The following is a 21,211-nucleotide window of genomic DNA, read 5'->3' on the forward strand; positions in this document are numbered from 1 at the left end:
CCGGGTCGAGCCCGGCAATCACAAAGATCGTGCAAATTCGAAGACGCTTAAGTGACTGCATTGGGTCTCGGGACCGGCCTTTTGGCTATTCCGCGATCTTCGTGGCCAGCAACGCCACCGTCTTGCGATAGAGCTCGCTGCCATTCCAAGCCTTGAGGGCATCGAAATTCGGCTCGCCAGGGTTCCAGCCGGCGCCGCGCTGCCAGCGGCCTGACAGGAACTTGGCCACGGAACCGATTACGTCGGCCTGGCTCTTGACCAGATCCTTGTGGCCATCGCCGTCAAAATCCACCGCATGCTTGAGATAGGAAGTCGGCATGAACTGGACTTGGCCGATCTCGCCCGCCCAGGCGCCGCGCATTTCGTGCAGCGGCACGTCGCCCTTGTCTACGATCGTGAGGGCGGCAAACAATTCGGGGCGGAACCTGTCACCGCGACGGCAATCGAAGGCGAGGGTCGCCAACGAGCGGATGCTCTCGAACTTGCCGACATTGGCACCGAAATCGGTCTCGAGCGCCCACAGGGAAGCGATGATCGGCGCCTGCACGCCATATTCGGCCTCGGCCTTGTCGAACACCGCCTGGTACTTCTTGATCACCTGCTTGCCGCGCTTGATGCGGTAGGCATTGACCATGCGGCCCGAGAATTCCTCGAAGGTCTGCGAAAAGGTCTTCCGTTGGGCGCGATCGAGCCCGATCACCTTGGGGTCGTAGCTGACGCCGTCCAGAGCCGCCATTCCCTGAGTGCCGATGCCCCGGGCCAGCGCATCCTTCTTGAAATTCTCCAGCCAGGCCGGGAAGCCGACGGGATCGGTGGGCGTGGTGCAAACCTGGACTTGAGTCTGGGGCTGCGGCTGTGCCTGCCCCTGGGGCTGTGCGGCGGGCTGCGTCCCGGATTGCGGCTGGGCTTGGGGAGCAGGTTGGGCTTGGGGAGCAGGTTGGGCTTGGGGAGCAGGTTGGGCTTGGGGAGCGGATTGACCTTGAGGCTGCTGTTCGGCCTGAGGCTGTGGCTGGGCTTGGGGCGGCGAAGGTTGCGGCTCCGTCTGGGCCAGGGCTGGCGAGGCCATCAGCAACAGGGCAGCAAGCAGGGGGGCAGTGCGCATGAAACCATCTCGGAGGGAAGAAGAGCCACAAAAGCCAAACAAGAATGCGCAAAATGTGGCGGTTGCCGGGAAAGAGCAAGGCCTAGGCGGATTCCCTCTGGTCGAGCCCGTGGCCCGACCAGAGGGAATTCTGCTGGATCTCAAACGCCTGCAGAATTTCCTGATAGTGCCCGTTCGTGGGTGCTATCAGCAAATTCTGCTCGACCGGAAGGCGCGCTTCTCATGGCTGCAATCGTGGCATGACGCAAGAGGAAAGCGGCAACCGGCAGAGCGTGGCATTGTTGCGGGCACGAATCTGTGGCACGGGAGGCGCTTTGGGGCATCTCGAAGAGCTGCCCGTCGTGAGGAAGCATGGCCTATCGTCCCGTTCTGTGTGCAGGGGGCTGCGTCATCGACCGCGTCGGCGAGACCGCCGATGCGAAGGAGCGCCTCTACACCTCGAACATCGGCACGATGCGCACCAGCCTGGGTGGCGTTGCCCGTAACGTGGCGGAGAATCTGGCGCGCCTGGGCGTCGATGTCGGCCTCGTGTCGCTGGTCGGTGACGACCTGGAGGGGCGTCGCGTCGTGGAGGAAAGCAGCCGGGCCGGCATCGACATGACCAGCGTCACCACTGCAAGCGGGGGGACGACCGCCTCCTACACCGCCATCTTCAGCGGCGAGGGTGAGCTGGTGATCGGTCTCGCCGACATGGCGATTTTCGACAGGATCGCGCCCGAAGCCATCGCCACCCGGCTGGCTGCCTTCCCTTCGGATGGCTATGTGTTCGCCGATGCCAACCTGCCGCCAGCTGCATTGCAGGCCGTGGCAGAAGCCAAGGGTGCCCGTCCCCTCGCCTGCGTGCCCGTCTCGGTACAGAAACTGGCCAAGCTCGTACCCATCCTGGCTGCGATCGACATCCTCTTCCTCAATCTCTACGAGGCGCGCGCCCTGCTCGGGAGCGAGGACGAAGCGGGGGATCTGGCTGCCAGGCTCGCTGCCGGCCCGGTGCCGCGCGGACTGCTCACGCTCGGTCCCCGAGGGGCTCTCGCCTGGGAGGGAGGCAAGGTCACGCCGATCGCGGCGCTTCCCTCCCGCCCGACCAACGTCAACGGTGCCGGGGATGCGCTGGCCGGGGGCACGCTGGCGCGTCTTGCCGCCGGCGACACCTTTCTCACGGCAGCCCGTCGCGCCATGGCCGCCGCCGCCCTTACGGTCGAATCACCCCAGACCGTGCGCTCCGATCTCACCATGCAGGCCGTGCTGGCCCGCCACGCCCTTTCCCATCCCCTCGAAACGATAGAGCCATGACCTCCATTACCCATTCGCCCGCCGTCGCCGCAGCCCTCCGCGAGGGCAAGCCGGTGGTTGCCCTCGAGTCCACCATCATCACCCATGGCATGCCATGGCCCCAGAATGTCGAGACAGCCCGCAAGGTCGAAGCTGCCGTCAGGGCTGGAGGCGCCGAACCGGCGACCATCGCGGTGCTGGACGGCGTCATCCATGCCGGGCTCGAGGACAGCCAGCTCGAAGCCATGGGCCAGGCCACGGGCTTCCTGAAGCTCAGCCGCGCCGATCTCGGCTATGCCGTGGCCACCAGGAAGAACGGCTCCACCACGGTGGCAGCCACCATGATCGCCGCCGACCGTGCCGGTATCCGCGTCTTCGCCACGGGCGGCATCGGCGGCGTGCACCGCGGTGTCGAGAAGACCTACGACATCTCGGCTGACCTGCAGGAACTGGCGCGCACGCCGGTCTGCGTCGTCTGCGCCGGCGCCAAGGCTATTCTCGACCTGCCCAAAACCCTGGAAACGCTGGAAACGCTCGGCGTGTCGGTTGTCGGTTACGGCTCCGACGAATTTCCCGCCTTCTGGAGCCGCAAGAGCGGCCTGGCGGCGCCGATGCGCCTCGACGATCCCGCCGACATCGCCGCCCTGATCCGCGCCCGCGCCGAATTGCGCCTCGATGGCGGCGTGCTGGTCGGCAATCCCATCCCGCTGGCCGACGAGATCGCCGCCAATGAGATCAATCCCGCCATCGAGGCGGCCGTGGACGAAGCCGATGCCATGGGCATTTCCGGCAAGGCTCTCACGCCGTTCCTGCTCTCGCGCATGCTTGACCTCACCCAGGGGCGCAGCCTGATCGCCAACATCGCCCTGGTGGAAAACAATGCGCGCCTGGCGGCGAAGATCGCCGCCGCGCTTTAAGCCGAGATCATTATACCGGGTCGCGAAATACCGGGTCGCGAAAAGAGTGATTCACGGCAAGCCGATACGGGAGGCGGCATTTGGGGGGGCGGGTCTGATGACCACCCCTTTCAAGATGTTGAGTTCTGAAGTCCAGATAGAGCGGCGCAACCCCTCATCCGCTTGCCAGCACCTTCTCCCCTTGCGGGTATCGTCCACTCCACTTGGAGTGGACTGGGTGCCCCGAGGGGGCAGATGAGGGGTCGCAATGCCCTATCCAGCCTTCGCCGGGTTTTAGATTCGAAAGACCTTGAAAGGCGTCGGTATAACTACAAGCCGAGAATGCATGGGCAACGCCGTCAGCGGGGCGCGGCTTCCCGGCTGTCTGCAGCCTGCGGCTCGTTCGCCGCCAGATCGTTCGCCGCCTGGCGCTCTGGTCCGGGCACCACGCCGACGGCCCTGCGGGTCGCCGCCTCGCGGGCGATCTCGGCAGCGACCTGTGCCATTTCACGCCGCAGCAGGCTGTTGTCGGCTTCGATGCGCAGCCAGGATTCATGAGCCTCTTCGCGAAGAGCGGCAAGTTCGGCCTGCAAGCGAGCCCGCTCGATCTTGAGGGCACCGATTTCTTCCTCGGCCGCGCTCGGCTCCGCGCTGCGGCGCAGGCGATTGAGCTCGGCGATCAGTTCGGCCTCCCGTCCGGCCGCCAGCGCAAGCCGCGCATCGCGCTCGGCCAGCAGGGCGTCCTTGCGGCGCAGGTCTGCCTCCCAATCCGAGAACCGGACCTGACTGTCCGATTTCTCCGTTTCGGCCACCTGCCTCCTGTCGGCCATCGTCTGCAATTCGCGCTGCAACGAGGCCGTGCGCGCCTCAAGGGCGGCGATCGCAGTATCGCGCCGCATCAACTCGATGGACTGGGTGGCGAGGCGATCATCCTTGCCGGACGCCAGTTCCAGCACTTCCTGCAATTCATGCTGATGCAGAACCGCGCCATCTTCCGCCGCAGCGAGCTTGGTGCGAAGAGCGACCACTTCGATGCGCAGGCTGTCATTGCTTCCCCGCGCCGAGGCAAGTTCGCGGCCATGATCGAGCGCTTCGTCGTCGCGCAGCGCAATGGTTACCCGCGCTGCCGCCAGTTCTGCCTTGAGTGCTGCAACATCCTGCTGGGCGGCGAGCACGCCGCGCTGGGCGTTGGCAGCACCTTCTTCCATCTGGGCAAGCCTGGCAGCATCAACTCCGAGCAGGGTTTCGAGCCGGCGCAGCCGCTCGGTCTGCCGGCCATGTTCAGCCATGAGCTGATGGCGCCGGGCTCTCTCGTTCTCAACCTTCTGCTCAAGGCGGCGATGCCGTATGGCCGCTTCCGCGCGGACGTGATCCTGAGCAGCCCGAACCTGCGCCATCGACAGGGGCAGCGCCGTTTCCATTTCACGGCGGATCACGCGACGCGCACGGCCCCAGATCGCGGGCACCATGGCCAATGCGGCCAGGGCGGCGAGCGCTCCTCCCAGGAAAAAGGCAATCGCATAATCGAGCACGGCAGAGTTCTCAGTACGGCGATATCTTCGCTGTACTATACGTCAATTCGACGACATTGCAGGGTGAAAACGCACAGCGTGCTTAAAATCGCACTTCGATGTCCCGCCAGCATCCATGACGTGCGGTTTGCCTAGATGATCTGATGGCGGCGCTGGCATCGGCATTTTTCTGCCAAGATGAAAGCCAGCAACCGCCCTCAGGATCCCGCAAGGTTGTGCGTGATCAGAAGGGATTCCACGTCGCGGACGGCGTGAATTTGAGATAACCCAGATTGATGCCGAGGCGGGCTCCGACGCCGGACTTGATAGGCACCACCATCATATTGCCATCGCCCAGCGCGGTCATGCCAAAGCCACCGATAATATAGGCTGAACCGGCGATTCCGGGGAAGCGGCTGTAGATCTCGTCGATCCGGTCCATATTGTAGACCAGCATCATGGTGCGCGCGCCGTCGCCGCCGAAATCCCACCCGACGGAGGGGCCCTGCCAGTAGACCTTGCGGTCGCCGACATTGCGGGTGAACATCGTGCCCTCGCCGTAGCGAAGCCCTCCGATGAAGGCGCCCGAGCCTTCCTGGCCGAGGATGTAGCCGTTGGGCTCACCCCAGCGCGCCACGGCCTTCTGAATGGTGAGCGCCAGGTCCCTCGACACGGTGCCGAAGAAACGATGGCCTGAATTGACGAGTTCGTTGGAGGAGATGCGCTCCGGCCGCTCCGACTGCGCAAGCGCCAGAGACGGGGAGACGAAGCCGGTCGCGGACAGAGCCATGCCGGCCATCATGGTAAGAGCCTTGCGGCGGGGAAGAATATCGTTCATCGCGAGCCTCGTTGGCTGAGGGTCTGGCCTCTGTGAGCCCTATTTTGTGGCCCATCAGCGTTAACAAATTGCTTCCAAGGGCAAAGTGCGTCTGCAAGGCAGCGCTGCCTTGCCCTCGTTCTTCGTTTCGACGCGTCCGCACGGGTCCCGGTGAGGCCACCAGATCGCAGGAGGCTTTGGCGATACGACCACGCGATTCCAACAGGCAAAACGCCCGGAAGCATGGCTAGATTTACGCAGGATTGAGGCAAGGAGGCCTGCAGGATTGCACCGACCCGGGATCGAGCGGGGCCGCCGCAAGGGCTCGACCTTGGCTATTTACGGGGAGCGAGCTTATTTGCCAGGAGTGTCTTGCTTGGGAGGAGTGTCTTGCTTGGGAGGCGTGTCTTGCTTGGGAGGCGTGTCTTGCTTGGGAGGCGTGTCTTATTTGCGGGGAGTATCTTGGCCCCAGGCCACGAAGGCGACATTGCGGAAGCCGGCCTCGGTCTTGCCATAGAGAAAATCTTCGCCATCGGGCATCAGAACCTGCCCCCCAGCAGCGGAGAGCACGGCATGGCCGGCGGCGACATCCCATTCCATGGTCGGCCCGAAGCGCGGATAGACATCGGCGACGCCTTCCGCAACCCGGCAGAACTTCAGCGATGACCCCGCCTCGCGCCGGTCGGCAATGGGGTATTCAGCCAGAAAAGCCTCGCTCTTGGCGTCAGGATGCGAACGGCTGCACAGGGCCGTCAGTCCTTCGGCCGGGTAGGCCCGCGTGGAGATCGACTCTTCGACGCCGTCCTGCACGCGCCACGCCGTGTCGCCGCCAGCGTAAAGCGTATCCACAGCCGGCGCGAACACGCAGCCCGCCACCGGCCTGCCATCTTCGATCAGGGCGATGTTGACGGTGAACTCGCCGTTGCGGTGAAGGAATTCCTTGGTGCCATCAAGCGGGTCGACCAGGATGAAGCGGGTTCCGACCTCGGGAATTACGCCCTTGGCCGCGCACTCTTCCGCCACCACCGGCACATCAGGCATCACATCCGCCAGCCTTCGCAGGATGATCGCCTCGGCCAGTTCGTCGGCCTCCGTCACGGGCGAGCGGTCATCCTTGATGCGGGCAGTGCATTCCTTGGCATAGACCTGCATGATGGCGACGCCCGCTTCACGGGCAATGTCGGCAAAGACACGCGCAATGGCATCGGGCGTGGAAGCGAGCGGGGACGAGGACTGAGCGGTCTGGTTCAAAGGGGCCTCCGATAACAGGGCCTGTTTAGTCTCATGGACACCATGCCGCAAGAATATTGGGTCTGCCTTGCCTTTCCGCATCCCTTCGAGATCGCTCTTCTGGGTTGTACAAAGCGCGGAACGGAACGGCGGAATGCCCAGGCAGAGTCTCCCGATATCGCCCGTGAACGGGCGATATCGGGAAGCACGGCAACCGTTTGAGATTGTGCCGATTCCCCCTGATCGAGCCTGGCTCGATCAGGGGGAATCGGCTTAGCGCCTTCACATCCCGTGCGGCAGAGTCTATCTGAAAACCTTATTTCCGAGACTTGATTCTCTCTTGATTTACCCTGGGTGCTGCGATGACCGCTGGTTTTCAACTCGATGCGCTTGATCTGGCCGCCCTGCTCTGCTCTCGCGTGTGCCATGATGTGATCAATCCGGTCGGCGCCATCGTCAACGGGCTCGAGGTCCTCGAGGACGAGGACGATGCCTCGATGAAGGCCTTCGCCCTCGACCTGATCAAGAAAAGCTCCAGGAATGCCTCGGCCCGCCTGCAATTTGCACGGATCGCCTTCGGTGCCGCCGGCTCGGCCGGAGCCTCGATCGACCTCGGCGATGCCGAGAATGTGGCCAGGGGCTTCATCCAGGACGAGAAGGTGACGCTCAGCTGGTCGGCGCCGCGCCAGTTCATGCCCAAGAACAAGGTCAAGCTGCTGTTGAACCTGCTCGTGGTCTCCACCACCACCATTCCGCGCGGCGGCTCCATCAATGCCAAGGTGACGGGAGATCCCGAGGCTCCGACCTTCGAGGTGATCTCGCTCGGGGGCAATTCGCGCATTCCGCCCGGCCTGATCAACCTTCTGGCGGGCGAGCCGGAGAACGGCACGCTCGATAGCCATCTGATCCAGCCCTATTATACCGGGCTGATCGCCCGGGCCGCCGGCATGTCCGTCGCCGTCGAGACGATCGATGGCGGCGTGCGCATCGCGGCCACGCCGGTGTGAGGAAATATCCATGCCCCGCAAACTGATCTCGACCGGCTCGCCGCTCGAACGCAGCGCCGGCTATTCCCGCGCCGTGGTGCAGGGCGACTGGTGCTTCGTTTCAGGCACCACCGGCTATGATTATGCCAGCATGACGCTGCCGGAAGATGTCGCCGCCCAGACCGAAAACACGTTGGCGACCATCGAAAAGGCGCTGGCCGAGGGCGGCTTTGCCATGAGCGAGGTGGTGCGCGCGACTTATTATGTGACCGGCACCGAGCATGTGGAGACCGTGATGGCGGTGACTGGCCGGATCTTCGGCGAGATCAGGCCGGCAGCCACAATGCTGATCTGCGATCTCATCAAGCCAGAGATCAAGGTTGAAATCGAGGTTACGGCATTTCGCGGCTGACGCACTTTGCTCTAGGATCCCCACCGAGAAGGCCGATTGCAGGGAGTATGTCTCATGCGCAGCGTGCTGATCCGCCTGTGTTTGGCTGCGGCCCTGCTGACCGTCGGCCAGGGATGGTGGCCGGTGCTGGCGCAGGACAATCAGGCCAAACCGGCGGAGCCTCCGGCTCCTTCCCAGCCTGTTGCCCCAGACGACCGCGTGTTTTCCTTCATCGCCGGTCACCCCGATTGTACTGAAATCACCGATGAATGCATCATTTGTGCGGTGGTGAACGGCAAGCCGATGTGCTCGACCCCGGGTATCGCCTGCGTGCGCAAGGATCTGCGCTGCACCAGTACCAAGCCGCCGACACCCAAGCAGTGAGCGGCGGCCCCGTATCATCCCGATGGTACCCAAGCCAGAGGCCGGCCGGGCCTGTACGTCCAGCGTCGGTATCTATTGAGCGGCGATGCTGCGCTCGCTTGCCTTCTCGCGGTCATCGAGCGTCTCGACCATCTTCAGATCCTCCAGGGCATCGGCGAGCGCGCTCCTGGCATCTTCCAGCTTGACCTTCAGATCATCGGCAGAGCCACGCAGATTGTCCCGACGCGCCGTCGCTGCGCGGGCATAGGTCGGATAGGCAAAATGGCTTGGATCGGTGATGCCGGCCTTGGCTTCCTCAGCCTTGATTTCGCGGTCCAGTTCGGCTGCCATGCGCTCGAACTCAGCCACCATGGTTTCGATCTGGACGACCTGGCGGCGTCTCTCGTCTGCCTGGAAGCGCTTGAGACGAATAAGGGTATCGCGCGACTTCATTACTCATTACTCCATCAGCCGCATCGGCCCGCCGCCCTATGGTGGAGGACAGGCCGCACAATCGGATCGCCAAGCCATCGGCCCGGCGAAGACCCACACCATCCGGCATGGACGTGAATTCTTCCTTACTCGCCGCAAAAAAGCCGCGAACCAAGGCGGGACAGTCGACAGTCAAGAAAATCGCACGCCATGATTTACCAAGTCGATACATCACTTCTCCATGCGGCGGCCGCTTTTCTTAAGATTTCTCCTGGGAGCGGCCGACTGCGGAAAGACTACCGGTTCCGGTCGGCACTATGCTTCACACTGGGCAGCGACGGCAGAATTAATACTGCGTTCACTTGTTTCTAACAGCTTGAAGAAGCAAGCAGATTCGATGAAGCGGCCCCGCAATGAACCGGCCAGCCTCTTTCCTCGCCGATGAGGCAGCCGCCGCTCTCGCCATGGGACGGGCCACTCGAGGAAAGCTGTTGATTCGTTCTAAATCCCTAAGAACCTGCCCCGACGGTAACCATTAATTTACCTGCCTCGTTAATGATCCCTAACAACGGTCAACGAACTCACCGCCACGTTTGTCCAAATCCTGCGGCGAATGGGTGAGTCGGTTGAATCGCTTAGGCAGGTTTCTTCATGTGAATGTTGACGCTTGCTGCTCACCGAATCTGTCTTTCAGGCAATGTGTTACAGGGAGTTTTGTACCTTGTTTTCAAGTTTCGCTTGCATGAGAGAATCACAATTTGTTAACCATGCCTGCGTAGCGTCGCGGTTGATCATCGACGAGGTGACTTCACCGTGCCGTCTGCGCATTCGCGACGGCGGTCGACCCTCCGAGGCCGCAGTGGGGGATTGAGATGCGCGTACTTCTTGTCGAAGACGATAGCGCCACGGCGCAAAGCATTGAGCTGATGCTCAAGTCAGAGAGTTTCAACGTCTATACGACGGATCTGGGCGAGGAAGGTGTCGATCTCGGCAAGTTGTACGATTACGACATCATTCTGCTCGACCTGAACCTTCCCGACATGTCGGGCTACGAGGTTCTGCGCTCCCTCAGGGTGGCCAAGGTCAAGACGCCGATCCTGATTCTATCAGGCCTTGCCGGCATCGAGGATAAGGTGAAGGGTCTCGGCTTCGGCGCCGACGACTATCTGACCAAACCTTTCCACAAGGATGAGCTGGTTGCGCGCATCCACGCCATCGTCCGCCGTTCCAAGGGCCATGCCCAGTCGGTGATCGCCACCGGCGACCTCGTGGTCAATCTCGACACCAAGACGGTCGAGGTCCATGGCTCGCGCGTGCATCTGACCGGCAAGGAATATCAGATGCTGGAGCTGCTCTCGCTGCGCAAGGGCACCACGCTGACCAAGGAGATGTTCCTCAACCATCTCTATGGCGGCATGGACGAACCCGAGCTGAAGATCATCGATGTCTTCATCTGCAAGCTGCGCAAGAAGCTCGCCAACGCCACCAACGGGTCCAATTACATCGAGACCGTCTGGGGTCGCGGCTATGTGCTGCGCGAGCCCAACGAGATCGAAGAGCGCATCGCGGTCTGACGCCGCGCCTCCCCCATGAACGAGACGAGGTGGCCGGGCTCAGTCCCGGCCTTTTCTTTTGGCAAGGCCGGCGGCCGCTTCGGAATGGCTTGACATCAAGACGATGAACGAATGGCCTATGGTGCCTGTTCCCGCCTTCGCCGAACCGCCCTCCCTCGGAAGCCCCCATGACAATCTCTTCTACCTCGCCCCTCGGCATTCTCGTCCCGCTCGCTGAGGAGGCCGAAGCGCTTTTCGCCCTGATGAAGCAGGACGGCGCCACACAGACACTGCGCATCGGCGGCAGGGATTATCACAGCGGCCATCTCTTCGGCCGTCCCTGCGTGCTGACGCTCTCGCGGGTCGGCAAGGTCGCCGCCGCCACCGCCACTGCGGGCCTCATCCATGCCTATCAGGTCGGCGCCATCCTCAATGTCGGCGTGGCCGGCGGCGCGGCCCGATCGGTGAAGGTCGGCGATATCGTGGTCGGTGATGCGATGCTCCAGCACGATCTCGACGCGAGGCCGATCTTCCCGCGCTATGAGGTACCCTTGACGGGCATGTCTCGCTTTGCCGCCGATGCCGCCATCAGCAACAGCCTGTCGCGGGCGATCGAGGCCTTCCTGGCCGAGGATCTGCCGCAGCTCTCCGCCGAGATTCGCGAACGGTTCGCTCTCGCCGCCCCCCGCCTCCATCGCGGCCTGATCATCAGCGGCGACCAGTTCGTCAACGGCCATGCCGCGGTCGCAGCCCTGCGCAACGACATTCCGGACGCTTTCGCCATCGAGATGGAAAGCGGAGCGGTTGGCCAGATCTGCCACGACTATGGTGTGCCCTGTGCCGTGCTGCGTACCATCTCCGACAGCGCCGACGACAATGCCCATGTCGATTTTCCGGCTTTCCTCGCCACAGTCGCCAGTTTTTACTCCCATCACATCCTGCGCCGCTTCCTGCAGCACACGGACTGGTAATCGGACCGAAGGGCCTGTGCATGCGCGCGCCTGCCGGACTGGCCGAAGCCGAACGGCATGCTATAAGGACGCCGTGCATTCAGCGGAGCGTGACGATGGTTGGCAGTCAGTATGGCGTCTGGGCGGCTCGTAGCGCCCTGTTGGCAGGTGTGGTCGCCCCGGCGCTCCTTCTCGGCGGCTGCACCAGCAGCATGATCACCGGTGTCTATGGCACGCCGACGGAAACGGCTGCGCCAACGCAGACGCAGACCGCCTCCCAAGCGCCGCTGCGGGTGGATTTCGACCCCGATACCGAATGCCCGCAGATCAACATTCCTACCGGTGCTGCGGCCTATGGCCCTCCCAGCGCGCAATTCTCGATCACCAATTTCGCCCGTGAGTGCGACCTTGCCAGCGGCAATACCGTTACCATCAAGATCGGCGTGGAGGGCCATGTCGCCTCGGCCGGGGGCGGCGGCTATTCGGCGCCGGTGCGCATCACCATCCGCGACCGCGACGAGAAGCCCGTCTACACCAAGGTGATCCGCGTCTCAGCCGCGGCGACGCCTGGCGGCGGCCCGGGCAGTTTCCGGGTGGTCGACACCTCGGCACCGATCACCATCGGCCTCGAACAGCCACTCAGTTCCTATGACATCGTGGTCGGTTTCGACGGCAAGGGCGGCACGGTCACCAAGAAAAAGCGGCGGGGCTGAGCGCCTTAAAATTCCTCAGACCTTTTCTCATCGCGCCGTATTCTGTTGGGTTGACGACAGGTGAGGCCAGGGATAGCTTCCCGGCATTCGGCCGATCCCCGCGGAAGAGTTCGGTCTGATTCTCTTGGGAATCACGGACCGGCGCCGAAGGAGCAACCGCCCCGGAAACTCTCAGGCACCCGGACCGCGGGGGAACGAAACTCTGGAAAGCGGCACGAATGCGCAAGCATTCGGGCTCACCGAAGGGCGTAAGTGGTTCCCCAGGGTGCGGAATCGCGAAATCTCTCAGGTAACCGCGACAGAGGGGGCACAACCGGACATTCGTCCGGCGTGCACCCTTTTGCCGGAGTACCCATGGCCGAGCCAGCCGCAAGCCCAGATCCGCAAACGCTCCTGAAGACTCCTCTTCATGCCGAGCATGTCGCCCTCGGCGCGCGCATGGTGCCGTTTGCCGGCTACGACATGCCGGTCCAGTATCCCACCGGAATCATCGCCGAGCACAACCACACGCGCAGCGCCGCCGGCCTGTTCGACGTATCGCATATGGGGCAGGCCTATCTCATCGCCGACAGCCATGACGCCGTCGCTGCCGCCCTGGAAACCCTGGTGCCGGCCGATATTCTCAATCTCGCCCCCGGTCGCCAGCGCTATACCCAGTTCCTGAACGATGAGGGCGGCACGCTCGACGATTTGATGGTGGCGCGCTCGACCGACCCCGCCGAAGACGGCAAGCTCGCCCTGGTGGTCAATGCCGGCTGCAAGGAAGCCGATTTTGCGCTCCTGCGCGATAAGATCGGCGACAGCGCCCAACTGGTCGTCGCCGCCGACTATGCCCTGCTCGCGCTGCAGGGCCCTCTCGCTGCCACCGTGCTGGCGGATCATTGCCCGGACGCTGCAGCCATGCCCTTCATGGCCTCCCACCGCTCGACCTTCGACGGCATTGCGGTCGGCCTCTCCCGCTCGGGCTATACCGGCGAGGACGGCTACGAGATTTCGGTTCCCAACGACAAGGCCGTTGCGCTCTGGCGCACGCTTCTCGCGGACGAACGGGTCAAGCCGATCGGCCTCGGCGCCCGCGACTCGCTGCGCCTGGAAGCCGGCCTGTGCCTCTATGGCCATGAACTCGATCCCACGATCTCGCCGATCGAGGCCGGTCTTCTCTGGTCGATCCAGAAGCGCCGGCGCGAACAGGGCGGCTTTCCCGGCGCTTCCCGCATCCAGCGCGAAATCGCGGAAGGGCCCGCTCGCATCCGCGTCGGCCTCAAGCCGGAAGGGCGCTCGCCCGTACGCGAGGGCGCGGCCCTGAAGAACAAGGCCGGCGAGACCGTCGGCATCGTCACCTCGGGCGGCTTCGGCCCCACCGTGGCCGGCCCCATTGCCATTGGCTATGTGGCCCCTGCCCTGGCGGCCGAAGGCACCGGCCTCACCGTCGAATTGCGCGGCAAGGATGTGCCGATCCAGGTCGTACCGCTGCCCTTCGCCCCGCACCGCTTCCACCGTTCCTGAGCCATCCAGAGATTGAGGAAAACCATGGCCACGATCAAGTTCACCAGCGACCACGAATATGTGTCCGTCGAGGGCGACGTCGCCACGATCGGCATCACCGACTACGCCCAGTCGCAGCTCGGCGACGTCGTGTTCGTCGAGCTTCCGGCCACCGGCAAAGTGCTCAAGCAGGGCGACGAAGCCGCGGTGGTTGAATCGGTGAAGGCCGCCAGCGAAGTCTATGCCCCGGTATCCGGCACGGTGATCGAGGCGAACGAAGGCCTGCCCGACTCTCCCTCCACGGTGAACGAGGACCCGCTCGGTAAGGGCTGGTTCATCAAGATAAAGCTCTCCAATCCGGCCGAGCTCGATGCCCTCATGGACGATGCGGCCTACAAGGCCCATATCGGAGCCTGATCCATGCGCTATCTACCCCTGACCGCCGATGATCGCAGCGCCATGCTGGCGAAGATCGGCGTCAACGGCATCGACGATCTCTTCGCCAACGTCCCCGCCGACAAGCTTCTGAAGGCGCCCCCCGTTCTGCCCAATACCAAGAGCGAAATGGCGGTCGAGAAGATCATGACCGCCTTCGCCTCGCGCAATGTGACGGCGTCCTCGGTGCCCTTCTTCGTCGGGGCCGGCGCCTACAAGCACCACGTGCCGGCAACCGTCGACCATCTGATCCAGCGTTCGGAATTCCTCACCTCCTACACGCCCTATCAGCCCGAGATCGCCCAGGGCACGCTGCAATATCTCTACGAGTTCCAGACCCAGGTCGCGTTGCTGACCGGCATGGAAGTCGCCAATGCCTCGATGTATGACGGCTCGACCGGCACGGCCGAGGCCGTGCTGATGGCCCATCGCGTCACGCGCCGCTCCAAGGCGATCCTCTCCGGCGGCCTGCATCCGCACTACACCGATGTGGTGCACACCATCTCGAAAATGGCCGGCCATCACGAAGTGGCCATGCCTGCCGACGTCGACGGCAGCGAGGATCTGATCGCTGAAATCGACGGGGAAACCTCCTGCGTGGTGGTGCAGAACCCGGACGTCTTCGGCAATCTGCGCGACCTTACTCCGATCGCCGAGGCGGCGCACAAGGCCGGCGCCCTCTTGATCGCGGTGTTCACCGAAGCGGTTTCGCTCGGCCTCGTCAAATCGCCGGGCGAAATGGGCGCCGACATCGTGGTCGGCGAAGGCCAGTCGATCGGCAATGCCCTCAATTATGGTGGGCCCTATATCGGCCTGTTCGCGACCAGGCACAAATATGTACGCCAGATGCCGGGCCGCCTGTGCGGCCAGACGGTGGACGCCGAGGGCCGGCGCGGTTTCGTGCTGACCCTGTCCACCCGCGAGCAGCATATCCGCCGCGACAAGGCGACCTCCAACATCTGCACCAATTCCGGCCTGTGCGTGCTCGCCTTCACCATCCACATGGCGCTGCTCGGCGAGAAGGGCCTGCGCAAGCTCGCTCTCGTCAACCACGCCAATGCGGTGAAGCTGGCCGACATGCTGGCCAAGGTGAAGGGTATCGAGATCATCCAGAAGAGCTTCTTCAACGAATTCGCCATCCGCGTGCCCGGCAGTGCCGCCTCGCTCTTAGAAAAGCTGGCCGCCAGGGGCATTCTGGGAGGCGTGCCCTATTCGCGGCTGTCGCCCAATGCCGAGCTGAAGGATCTGTTGATCATCGCTTCCACCGAAGTGAATACCGACGAGGACCGCACCGCCCTCGTGAGCGCCCTGAAGGAGCTGGTCTGATGTTGAACCGTCAGGGACGCCCCTCCTCCCCCGGCGAAGGCGCCGAGGCTTCCCATCCCACCTTCACCGGCAATCGCGCCCTCATCATCGAGGAAGCCTTGCTGTTCGAGACCGGCCGCATCGACGTGACCGGCGTCGACGTCGAGGAGGTCGAGGAGTTCGAACCGAGGCTCGGTTCTTTCGAGCGCAAGGATCCGATCGGCCTGCCCGGCTTCTCCGAGCCGGAGGCGATGCGCCATTTCGTGCGCCTGAGCCAGAAGAATTTCGGCATCGATACCGGGCTTTTCCCGCTCGGCTCCTGCACCATGAAGCACAATCCGCGCCTCAACGAGAAGGTGGCGCGACTGCCAGGTTTTGCCGATATCCATCCGCTGCAGCCGATCTCGACCGTGCCCGGCGCGCTGGCGGTGATCGACCATCTCGCCCATTATCTGAAGACCCTCACCGGCATGCCGGCCGTAGCGATGAGCCCGAAGGCCGGGGCACATGGCGAGCTTTGCGGCATGATGGCGATCAAGGCGGCCATCGCGGCCAGGGGCGAAGGCGATACGCGCAAGGTCGTGCTGGTGCCCGATTCGGCCCATGGCACCAATCCGGCCACTGCCGCTTTGATCGGCTTTTCGGTGGAATCCATCCCCGTGCGCGAGGACGGCACCGTCGATCCGGCCGAAATCAAGAAGGCGCTGGGGCCGCACGTCGCCGCGATCATGCTGACCAACCCCAACACCTGCGGCCTGTTCGAGCGTGATATCCGTGCCATCGCCGATGTGGTGCACGAGGCGGGCGCCTATTTCTACTGCGACGGCGCCAATTTCAACGCCATCGTCGGCAAGGTCCGCCCCGGCGATCTCGGCGTCGATGCCATGCATATCAACCTGCACAAGACCTTCTCGACGCCCCATGGCGGCGGTGGGCCAGGCGCGGGGCCGGTGGTGCTTTCCGACAAGCTCGCGCCCTTCGCGCCCTTCCCCTATGTTGTCAATGCCCGCGTGCTGGTCGAGCGGGCCGAAGAGGTGATGAATGGCGAGACGCCCTTCGGCCGCCTCACCGCCTTCCACGGCCAGATGGGCATGTTCACGCGGGCGCTGACCTATATGCTCTCGCATGGCACGGACGGCATGCGGCAGGCCTCGGAGGACGCGGTGCTGTCCGCCAACTATATCCGCGCCAGTCTGCAGGATTTGATGTCCGCCCCCTTCGGCGACCAGCCCTGCATGCACGAAGCGTTGTTCGACGACACCTGGCTCAAGGACACCGGCGTGACCACGCTCGATTTCGCCAAGGCGATGATCGACGAGGGCTATCATCCGATGACCATGTATTTCCCCCTGGTGGTGCACGGCGCCATGCTGATCGAGCCGACGGAGAGCGAATCCAAGGCCTCGCTCGACCTCTTCATCGCCACGCTGCGCGACCTTGCTTTGGCCGCCAGGCGCGGCGAGACGGAGCGCTTCTCCGGCGCCCCCTATCACGCACCGCGCCGGCGCCTGGACGAAACCAGGGCCGCCCGCCAGCCCGTGCTGCGCTGGACGCCGCCGGAGCCGATCAAGGACGCAGCGGAATAGGGGCGAAATAGGAAACGATCATTCCCGCCGGGCTCAGATCCGGCGGGATTTTTACATCTACGGGCAAGGCATGGGCTTCTTCCAGCTTTTCATCGACCGTCATCTCGATACCGAGACGATCAAAGGCGCTGTCCGGCACTATTTCGAGCCGGACCGGACGATCGCCTATTTCGGCTCCAAGGACGAGATGATCGAGAGCTGGGATGCGGGTAGCGACACGCCGCTCGACGTCCATGTCATCGTGCGGCCCCTGAGCGAAACCTATCCGCTCTTGATCGAAGTCTGGCAGCCCGGCCCGGACTCGCTCGAAGAGGAGCGGCGCTTTGCCATCCATTTCTCGAAGGCCGCGGATTGCCGCTCAATCATCACAGACGAGGAACTGAACCCCTATAGCTGGTATTGCGTGCATCCATCGGGAACGATCGAGACGATCTACCTCACCGATGCCGATATGGGCACCGAGGAGGGCTGATGCCTGCAGGGCAATTGCCCTATCCCCGCCGATGCTCGCTCACCTTCACCCGCCCTGGCGCAAAATGAGCCTCCAGCACCGGCAGGGCCTGGCGGGGGTCACAGCGCCCGCACATGAAGATGTCGAGGGCGGCGTAGCCGGTCTCGGGCCAAGTGTGGATGCTGATATGGGATTCGGCGAGCAACGCGACGCCGGTGATGCCGCCGGTGTCGCCGAAGCCGTGCAGCTTGATGCCGAGCACCGTGGCCCCACAGGCGGCCGCAGCTTTGCACAAAGCGTGCTCGATGCCCATGGCATCGGTGAGGCCCTGGCAGTCCCAGAAATCGATGAGCAGATGCAGGCCGGGGGTAAAGGCCCGGGCCTGGACGGCGGCTCCATCCGCCATCGAGTTCTGGCTCGGCTCCCGAGGTTTGTGCCTGCACTGCCAATGGCTTTCCCTGCTCTGCCCGCGCCATCACAGCACCGTTTCGAAGGGATGGGCAAGAGAGGCCATGGCGTTCTCGGCCGCACGCACGCCATGCGTATAGGCTTCCTCGAAGATGGAAACGCCGCTCATGTCGGAATGGGCGGTGAAGACCGGCGGCCGCTGCTGCAGTCCCGCCCGCCGCTGCCCGCCCCAGATGAAGCCCGGCACCGGCCGGATCATGGCGTGTCCCCAGATCCAGACGTCGGCCCGCTCGACATGGCCTTCGAGCTCGGGATGCACGGCCAGGAGTTCCTTCAGGAAGACCGCCTGCCATTCCGCCAGGGGACGGGCAAGAGCCTCGCGGCGGGCGTCCTCGGGTGGCAGATGGCTGATCGGCCAATAATAGGTCAGCACCGTCCTGGTCGGGCGCATCTGCGTGATCTGATGGGTGGCGACGACATAGCCGAGCAGGGGGCTGTCGAACACGACATTGTCCCAGCTCAGATTGGCGCCGGTGCCGCCGGGCAGGCGGCTCAGCGTAATGTTGGCGACCGCCCAGGGCGCATAGGAGAAGCCGGCGGCAAGGTTCTGGTCGCGTAGCAGCCGCGCCGTGACGAAATGCGGCGTCGCCAGGATGGCGGCCTTCGCCTCGATGCGGAGGACCTTGTCTTGAGCCGCGTCCCAGACGTCGACGGCGACGCCGCCCTCTCCGGTCGCGCCCGCGTGACCGGCCACGCTCGCGTGGCTAGTCTCGACGGCGTAGGCCAGGGAGCGCGTCCGTATGCGGGGACCGAGCGCTTCGGCGAGGCGGCGCGCGAGATAGCCATTGCCCTCCGGCCAGGTGACCAGGCCCTGGTCCTCGGCATCGGCGCCGCGGCCATTGCGGGCAGCGAAATAATGGATGCCGGCCCAGGCCGACACGTCGCGCGAGCGCGTGCCGTAGTCGTCGCGGCAGCAATAATCGACATACCAGGCCAGGGACGGCGAGCGATACCCCTCCCGCTCCATCCAGGCCGTCATGGTGATGCCGTCGAGCGCCATCAAATCGGCATCCTGCGAGCTCAGATCGAGCGGGATGGCGAAGGCGCGCCGGCCGTCACTGCCGATACGCTGGCGAAACGCCTTCATCGCGGCAAAGAAGCGCTTGCCGTCGACCTCTTCGTCGGCGTCGAGACCGATAGCGGGCATCAGGCCTTCCTGCCAGCGCCCATAGCGATAGAGCCGCTCCGAGGGATCCGCGCAGAGGGCATAGTCGTCATAGATGGCCGTGCCCTTGGCGTCATAGCCGGTGATGATGCCGAAATCATGGAACAACGCCCTGACGGCCCTCGCCTCCTCGGTGAGCAGCGGCACGTAATGGGCGCCCCAGGGGAAGGCACAGACCTCGTTGCGGCCGCTGGCGGCATTGCCGCCGGGTGAAGCCTCGATATCGAGCAGCAGGAAATCGTCATAGCCGGCCTTGGCCAGGCGGTAGCCCGCGCCGAGGCCTGCGATCCCCCCACCCACGATAAGGATGCCGGTTTTCAGGATCTCCCCCGGGCCGGAGAAGCCACCGCTCCGCAGCCTGTGGCCGATGCGAGAGGAGGCGCCGACCAATTCACCGGGAACAGCGCCGCCCTCGCCGCCTCCCGGCAACCCCTTGCCCGCCAGCAAGTCTCCGCCGACCAGCCCGGCACCGGCCAGGCCGAGCGAGGCGGCCCCCAAAGCGAGGAATTGCTTGCGGCTGATCCTGGTCACGGTGAAAGTCGCCCTGAAAGCGGTAAGGTCGAAGCCGAATGTCTAATAAATGAGGTAATTGCCCCACTCCTCGTCGAAATAGCGCACCAGCGGCTGGTCATCGAGGCGCTGGATGGCGGTGGCGACATGGGCCATGTCGGGTGGGAACTGAAACATCGCCTGCATGGTCGTGAGGTCGAGGAAGCGCAGCCCCTCGGGCAGGCGGTCCGGCTGATGATAGGGCGAGAAGGAGCCGATGATGAAGCCCCACTCCCCGAAAGAGGGCACGAAGAGGTGATAGGCCGCGGTCTGATAGCCGGCCGCCGCCAGCGTGTTGTTGACGCACCAGAAGGATTTGCGCGCGACCAAAGGCGAGGTGCTCTGGATCACCACCAGGCCATCCTGGTTCAGCGCCGATTTCAAGAGGCGGTAGAAGGTGAGCGAATAGAGCTTGCCGATCGAGAAATTGGATGGGTCGGGCAGATCGATGATCACCGCGTCGAAGCGCATCTCGGCCGGTTTCTGCTCGCGCAGCCAGAGGAAGGCGTCGGCGTTGATGAGGGTTAGCTTGGGCGAGGACAGCGAACCCCCATTGAGGCCCGTCATCATCTCGTTGTGCGAGAACAGGCGAGTCACGGCCGGATCGAGATCGACCATGGTGACCGCCTCGACCGCCGGATATTTCAGGACCTCTCGTAGCGCCAGCCCGTCGCCGCCGCCGATGATCAGCACCCTGCGCGGTGCCTTGAGCGCGCTCATCACCGGATGCACCAGCGCCTCGTGGTAGCGATATTCATCGAGCGAGGAGAATTGCAGGTTCGAATTGAGGAAGAGGCGGACGTCGCGCTGCTGGCGCGTGACCACGATGCGCTGATAGGGCGTGGATTCGGCGTAAACAACCGTGCCCGGATAGGCACTCGCCTCCGCTACCGACTGGATGCGTTCGGACCAGATGAAGCCGGCGCCGAGCGCGATCAGAACGACAAAGGCAGCCACCTTGTGTGCGCCGCGGCGGAGTATCGGCGCCTTGATGGCATACAGCACCCAGATCGCCACCAGGGTGTTGAGGATGCCGAACAGGAAGGCCGAGCGGATCAGGCCGAGATAGGGCACCAGCACCAGCGGAAACAGCAGGGAGGCGAAGAGCGCACCGATATAGTCGAAGGTGAAGACCTTGGAGACCAGGTCCTTGAAGGCGAGCCGCCCTTCCAGGATGCGTAGCAGCAGCGGAATCTCGATGCCGACCAGGATGCCGATCACCCCGACCAGGGAATAGAGCCAGAGGCGGAAAGAGGCGACATGGTCGAACAGGATGAAGAGGGCAGCAGCCGAACTGCCACCGACCGCCCCGACCAGCAGTTCGATGCGGACGAAATGGCCGAGCAGGTCGCGCTCGATATAGCGCGAGAGCCAGGAGCCGACACCCATGGCGAAGAGATAGGTACCGATGATGGTGGAGAACTGCGTGACGGAATCGCCGAGCAGATAGCTCGCCAGCGTGCCGGCGATCAGTTCGTAGATCAGCCCGCAGGTTGCGATCACGAAGGCCGAGAAGAGCAGCAGGATTTCCACGAACGCGCCTTCGGATTACCG

The 21,211-nt window shown here is 63.8% G+C and carries 21 protein-coding genes and 1 riboswitch; of the genes, 13 read left to right on the forward strand and 8 right to left on the reverse strand.

Translation table 11 applies throughout. The features are described from left to right. Positions 1-85: 85 nt before the first annotated feature. The gene (locus tag ACR9ZN_RS17145) at positions 86-1,102 is read right to left on the reverse strand and encodes a lytic murein transglycosylase (RefSeq protein ID WP_481272746.1); all 1,017 of its coding nucleotides are present in this window, start codon (positions 1,100-1,102) and stop codon (positions 86-88) included. Between the two features lie 351 nt (positions 1,103-1,453). Between ACR9ZN_RS17145 and ACR9ZN_RS17150 the strand changes: the two genes are divergently transcribed. Together ACR9ZN_RS17150 and ACR9ZN_RS17155 are read left to right on the forward strand one after the other, a co-directional pair. After that, positions 1,454-2,392, forward strand: coding sequence for a carbohydrate kinase family protein (locus ACR9ZN_RS17150; RefSeq protein ID WP_481272747.1), 939 nt, complete (start codon positions 1,454-1,456; stop codon positions 2,390-2,392). Continuing rightward, positions 2,389-3,288 carry a pseudouridine-5'-phosphate glycosidase gene (locus ACR9ZN_RS17155; protein ID WP_441770404.1) on the forward strand — a complete coding sequence of 300 codons (900 nt, stop codon included), beginning with the start codon at positions 2,389-2,391 and terminating at the stop codon, positions 3,286-3,288. Before ACR9ZN_RS17150 ends, ACR9ZN_RS17155 begins: the two co-directional genes overlap by 4 nt. A gap of 338 nt (positions 3,289-3,626) precedes the next feature. Here ACR9ZN_RS17155 and ACR9ZN_RS17160 read toward each other — a convergent pair whose 3' ends face one another. From ACR9ZN_RS17160 to cysQ, 3 genes are all read right to left on the reverse strand, one after another. Beyond that, positions 3,627-4,799 (reverse strand): hypothetical protein, encoded by a 1,173-nt coding sequence (locus ACR9ZN_RS17160; RefSeq protein WP_481272748.1) that lies wholly within the window; start codon positions 4,797-4,799, stop codon positions 3,627-3,629. A 223-nt stretch (positions 4,800-5,022) separates the two neighbouring features. Further along, positions 5,023-5,616 carry a DUF1134 domain-containing protein gene (locus tag ACR9ZN_RS17165; RefSeq protein WP_068286233.1) on the reverse strand — a complete coding sequence of 198 codons (594 nt, stop codon included), beginning with the start codon at positions 5,614-5,616 and terminating at the stop codon, positions 5,023-5,025. Positions 5,617-6,039: 423 nt separating this feature from the next. Beyond that, a complete protein-coding gene (gene cysQ / locus ACR9ZN_RS17170; protein WP_441770402.1) occupies positions 6,040-6,846 on the reverse strand; it encodes a 3'(2'),5'-bisphosphate nucleotidase CysQ in 807 nt (268 codons plus the stop codon). 341 nt (positions 6,847-7,187) lie between these two features. Here cysQ and chpT point away from each other — a divergent pair, with 341 nt between their 5' ends. The 3 genes from chpT to ACR9ZN_RS17185 are packed head-to-tail and all read left to right on the forward strand — an operon-like array spanning position 7,188 to position 8,586. After that, positions 7,188-7,832 (forward strand): histidine phosphotransferase ChpT, encoded by a 645-nt coding sequence (gene chpT / locus ACR9ZN_RS17175; RefSeq protein ID WP_454815301.1) that lies wholly within the window; start codon positions 7,188-7,190, stop codon positions 7,830-7,832. Between the two features lie 10 nt (positions 7,833-7,842). Next, a complete protein-coding gene (locus tag ACR9ZN_RS17180; protein ID WP_454815303.1) occupies positions 7,843-8,223 on the forward strand; it encodes a RidA family protein in 381 nt (126 codons plus the stop codon). A 54-nt stretch (positions 8,224-8,277) separates the two neighbouring features. Continuing rightward, positions 8,278-8,586, forward strand: a complete 309-nt coding sequence (locus ACR9ZN_RS17185) for a hypothetical protein (RefSeq protein WP_434957680.1) — start codon at positions 8,278-8,280, stop codon at positions 8,584-8,586. Between the two features lie 72 nt (positions 8,587-8,658). Here the strand turns inward: ACR9ZN_RS17185 and fliJ are convergent, their stop codons facing one another. Next, positions 8,659-9,018: a flagellar export protein FliJ gene (fliJ, locus tag ACR9ZN_RS17190; RefSeq protein WP_434957681.1), complete on the reverse strand. Its 360-nt coding sequence runs from the start codon at positions 9,016-9,018 to the stop codon at positions 8,659-8,661. Positions 9,019-9,869: 851 nt separating this feature from the next. On the opposite strand from fliJ, the gene ctrA reads away from it, so the two are divergent. From ctrA to ACR9ZN_RS17230, 8 genes are all read left to right on the forward strand, one after another. After that, positions 9,870-10,571 carry a response regulator transcription factor CtrA gene (ctrA, locus tag ACR9ZN_RS17195; protein ID WP_434957682.1) on the forward strand — a complete coding sequence of 234 codons (702 nt, stop codon included), beginning with the start codon at positions 9,870-9,872 and terminating at the stop codon, positions 10,569-10,571. A gap of 167 nt (positions 10,572-10,738) precedes the next feature. After that, positions 10,739-11,521: a 5'-methylthioadenosine/adenosylhomocysteine nucleosidase gene (locus ACR9ZN_RS17200; protein ID WP_454815306.1), complete on the forward strand. Its 783-nt coding sequence runs from the start codon at positions 10,739-10,741 to the stop codon at positions 11,519-11,521. Positions 11,522-11,616: 95 nt separating this feature from the next. After that, positions 11,617-12,213, forward strand: coding sequence for a hypothetical protein (locus tag ACR9ZN_RS17205; RefSeq protein WP_434957684.1), 597 nt, complete (start codon positions 11,617-11,619; stop codon positions 12,211-12,213). 91 nt (positions 12,214-12,304) lie between these two features. After that, a riboswitch (glycine riboswitch) is annotated at positions 12,305-12,410 on the forward strand. A 157-nt stretch (positions 12,411-12,567) separates the two neighbouring features. Beyond that, positions 12,568-13,719 carry a glycine cleavage system aminomethyltransferase GcvT gene (gene gcvT, locus ACR9ZN_RS17210; RefSeq protein WP_481272749.1) on the forward strand — a complete coding sequence of 384 codons (1,152 nt, stop codon included), beginning with the start codon at positions 12,568-12,570 and terminating at the stop codon, positions 13,717-13,719. A gap of 24 nt (positions 13,720-13,743) precedes the next feature. Further along, positions 13,744-14,115 carry a glycine cleavage system protein GcvH gene (gene gcvH, locus ACR9ZN_RS17215; protein WP_322430885.1) on the forward strand — a complete coding sequence of 124 codons (372 nt, stop codon included), beginning with the start codon at positions 13,744-13,746 and terminating at the stop codon, positions 14,113-14,115. Between the two features lie 3 nt (positions 14,116-14,118). Beyond that, positions 14,119-15,459 carry an aminomethyl-transferring glycine dehydrogenase subunit GcvPA gene (gene gcvPA / locus ACR9ZN_RS17220; RefSeq protein ID WP_481272750.1) on the forward strand — a complete coding sequence of 447 codons (1,341 nt, stop codon included), beginning with the start codon at positions 14,119-14,121 and terminating at the stop codon, positions 15,457-15,459. Then, a complete protein-coding gene (gene gcvPB, locus ACR9ZN_RS17225) occupies positions 15,459-17,024 on the forward strand; it encodes an aminomethyl-transferring glycine dehydrogenase subunit GcvPB (protein ID WP_481272751.1) in 1,566 nt (521 codons plus the stop codon). The genes gcvPA and gcvPB overlap by 1 nt, the downstream gene beginning before the upstream one ends. A 70-nt stretch (positions 17,025-17,094) precedes the next feature. Then, positions 17,095-17,496 (forward strand): hypothetical protein, encoded by a 402-nt coding sequence (locus ACR9ZN_RS17230; protein ID WP_454815314.1) that lies wholly within the window; start codon positions 17,095-17,097, stop codon positions 17,494-17,496. Positions 17,497-17,515: 19 nt separating this feature from the next. Here ACR9ZN_RS17230 and speD read toward each other — a convergent pair whose 3' ends face one another. The 3 genes from speD to ACR9ZN_RS17245 all read right to left on the reverse strand — a co-directional run bounded on the left by speD (position 17,516) and on the right by ACR9ZN_RS17245 (position 21,190). Beyond that, on the reverse strand, positions 17,516-17,881 hold the full coding sequence (gene speD / locus ACR9ZN_RS17235) for an adenosylmethionine decarboxylase (RefSeq protein WP_481272752.1): 366 nt from the start codon (positions 17,879-17,881) through the stop codon (positions 17,516-17,518). Between the two features lie 69 nt (positions 17,882-17,950). Further along, positions 17,951-19,639, reverse strand: coding sequence for an FAD-dependent oxidoreductase (locus ACR9ZN_RS17240; protein WP_481272753.1), 1,689 nt, complete (start codon positions 19,637-19,639; stop codon positions 17,951-17,953). Positions 19,640-19,681: 42 nt separating this feature from the next. Further along, on the reverse strand, positions 19,682-21,190 hold the full coding sequence (locus ACR9ZN_RS17245) for a polyamine aminopropyltransferase (RefSeq protein WP_454815320.1): 1,509 nt from the start codon (positions 21,188-21,190) through the stop codon (positions 19,682-19,684). Positions 21,191-21,211 lie beyond the last annotated feature (21 nt).

It is taken from the genome of Labrys sp. HAY1-8F, assembly GCF_056754975.1.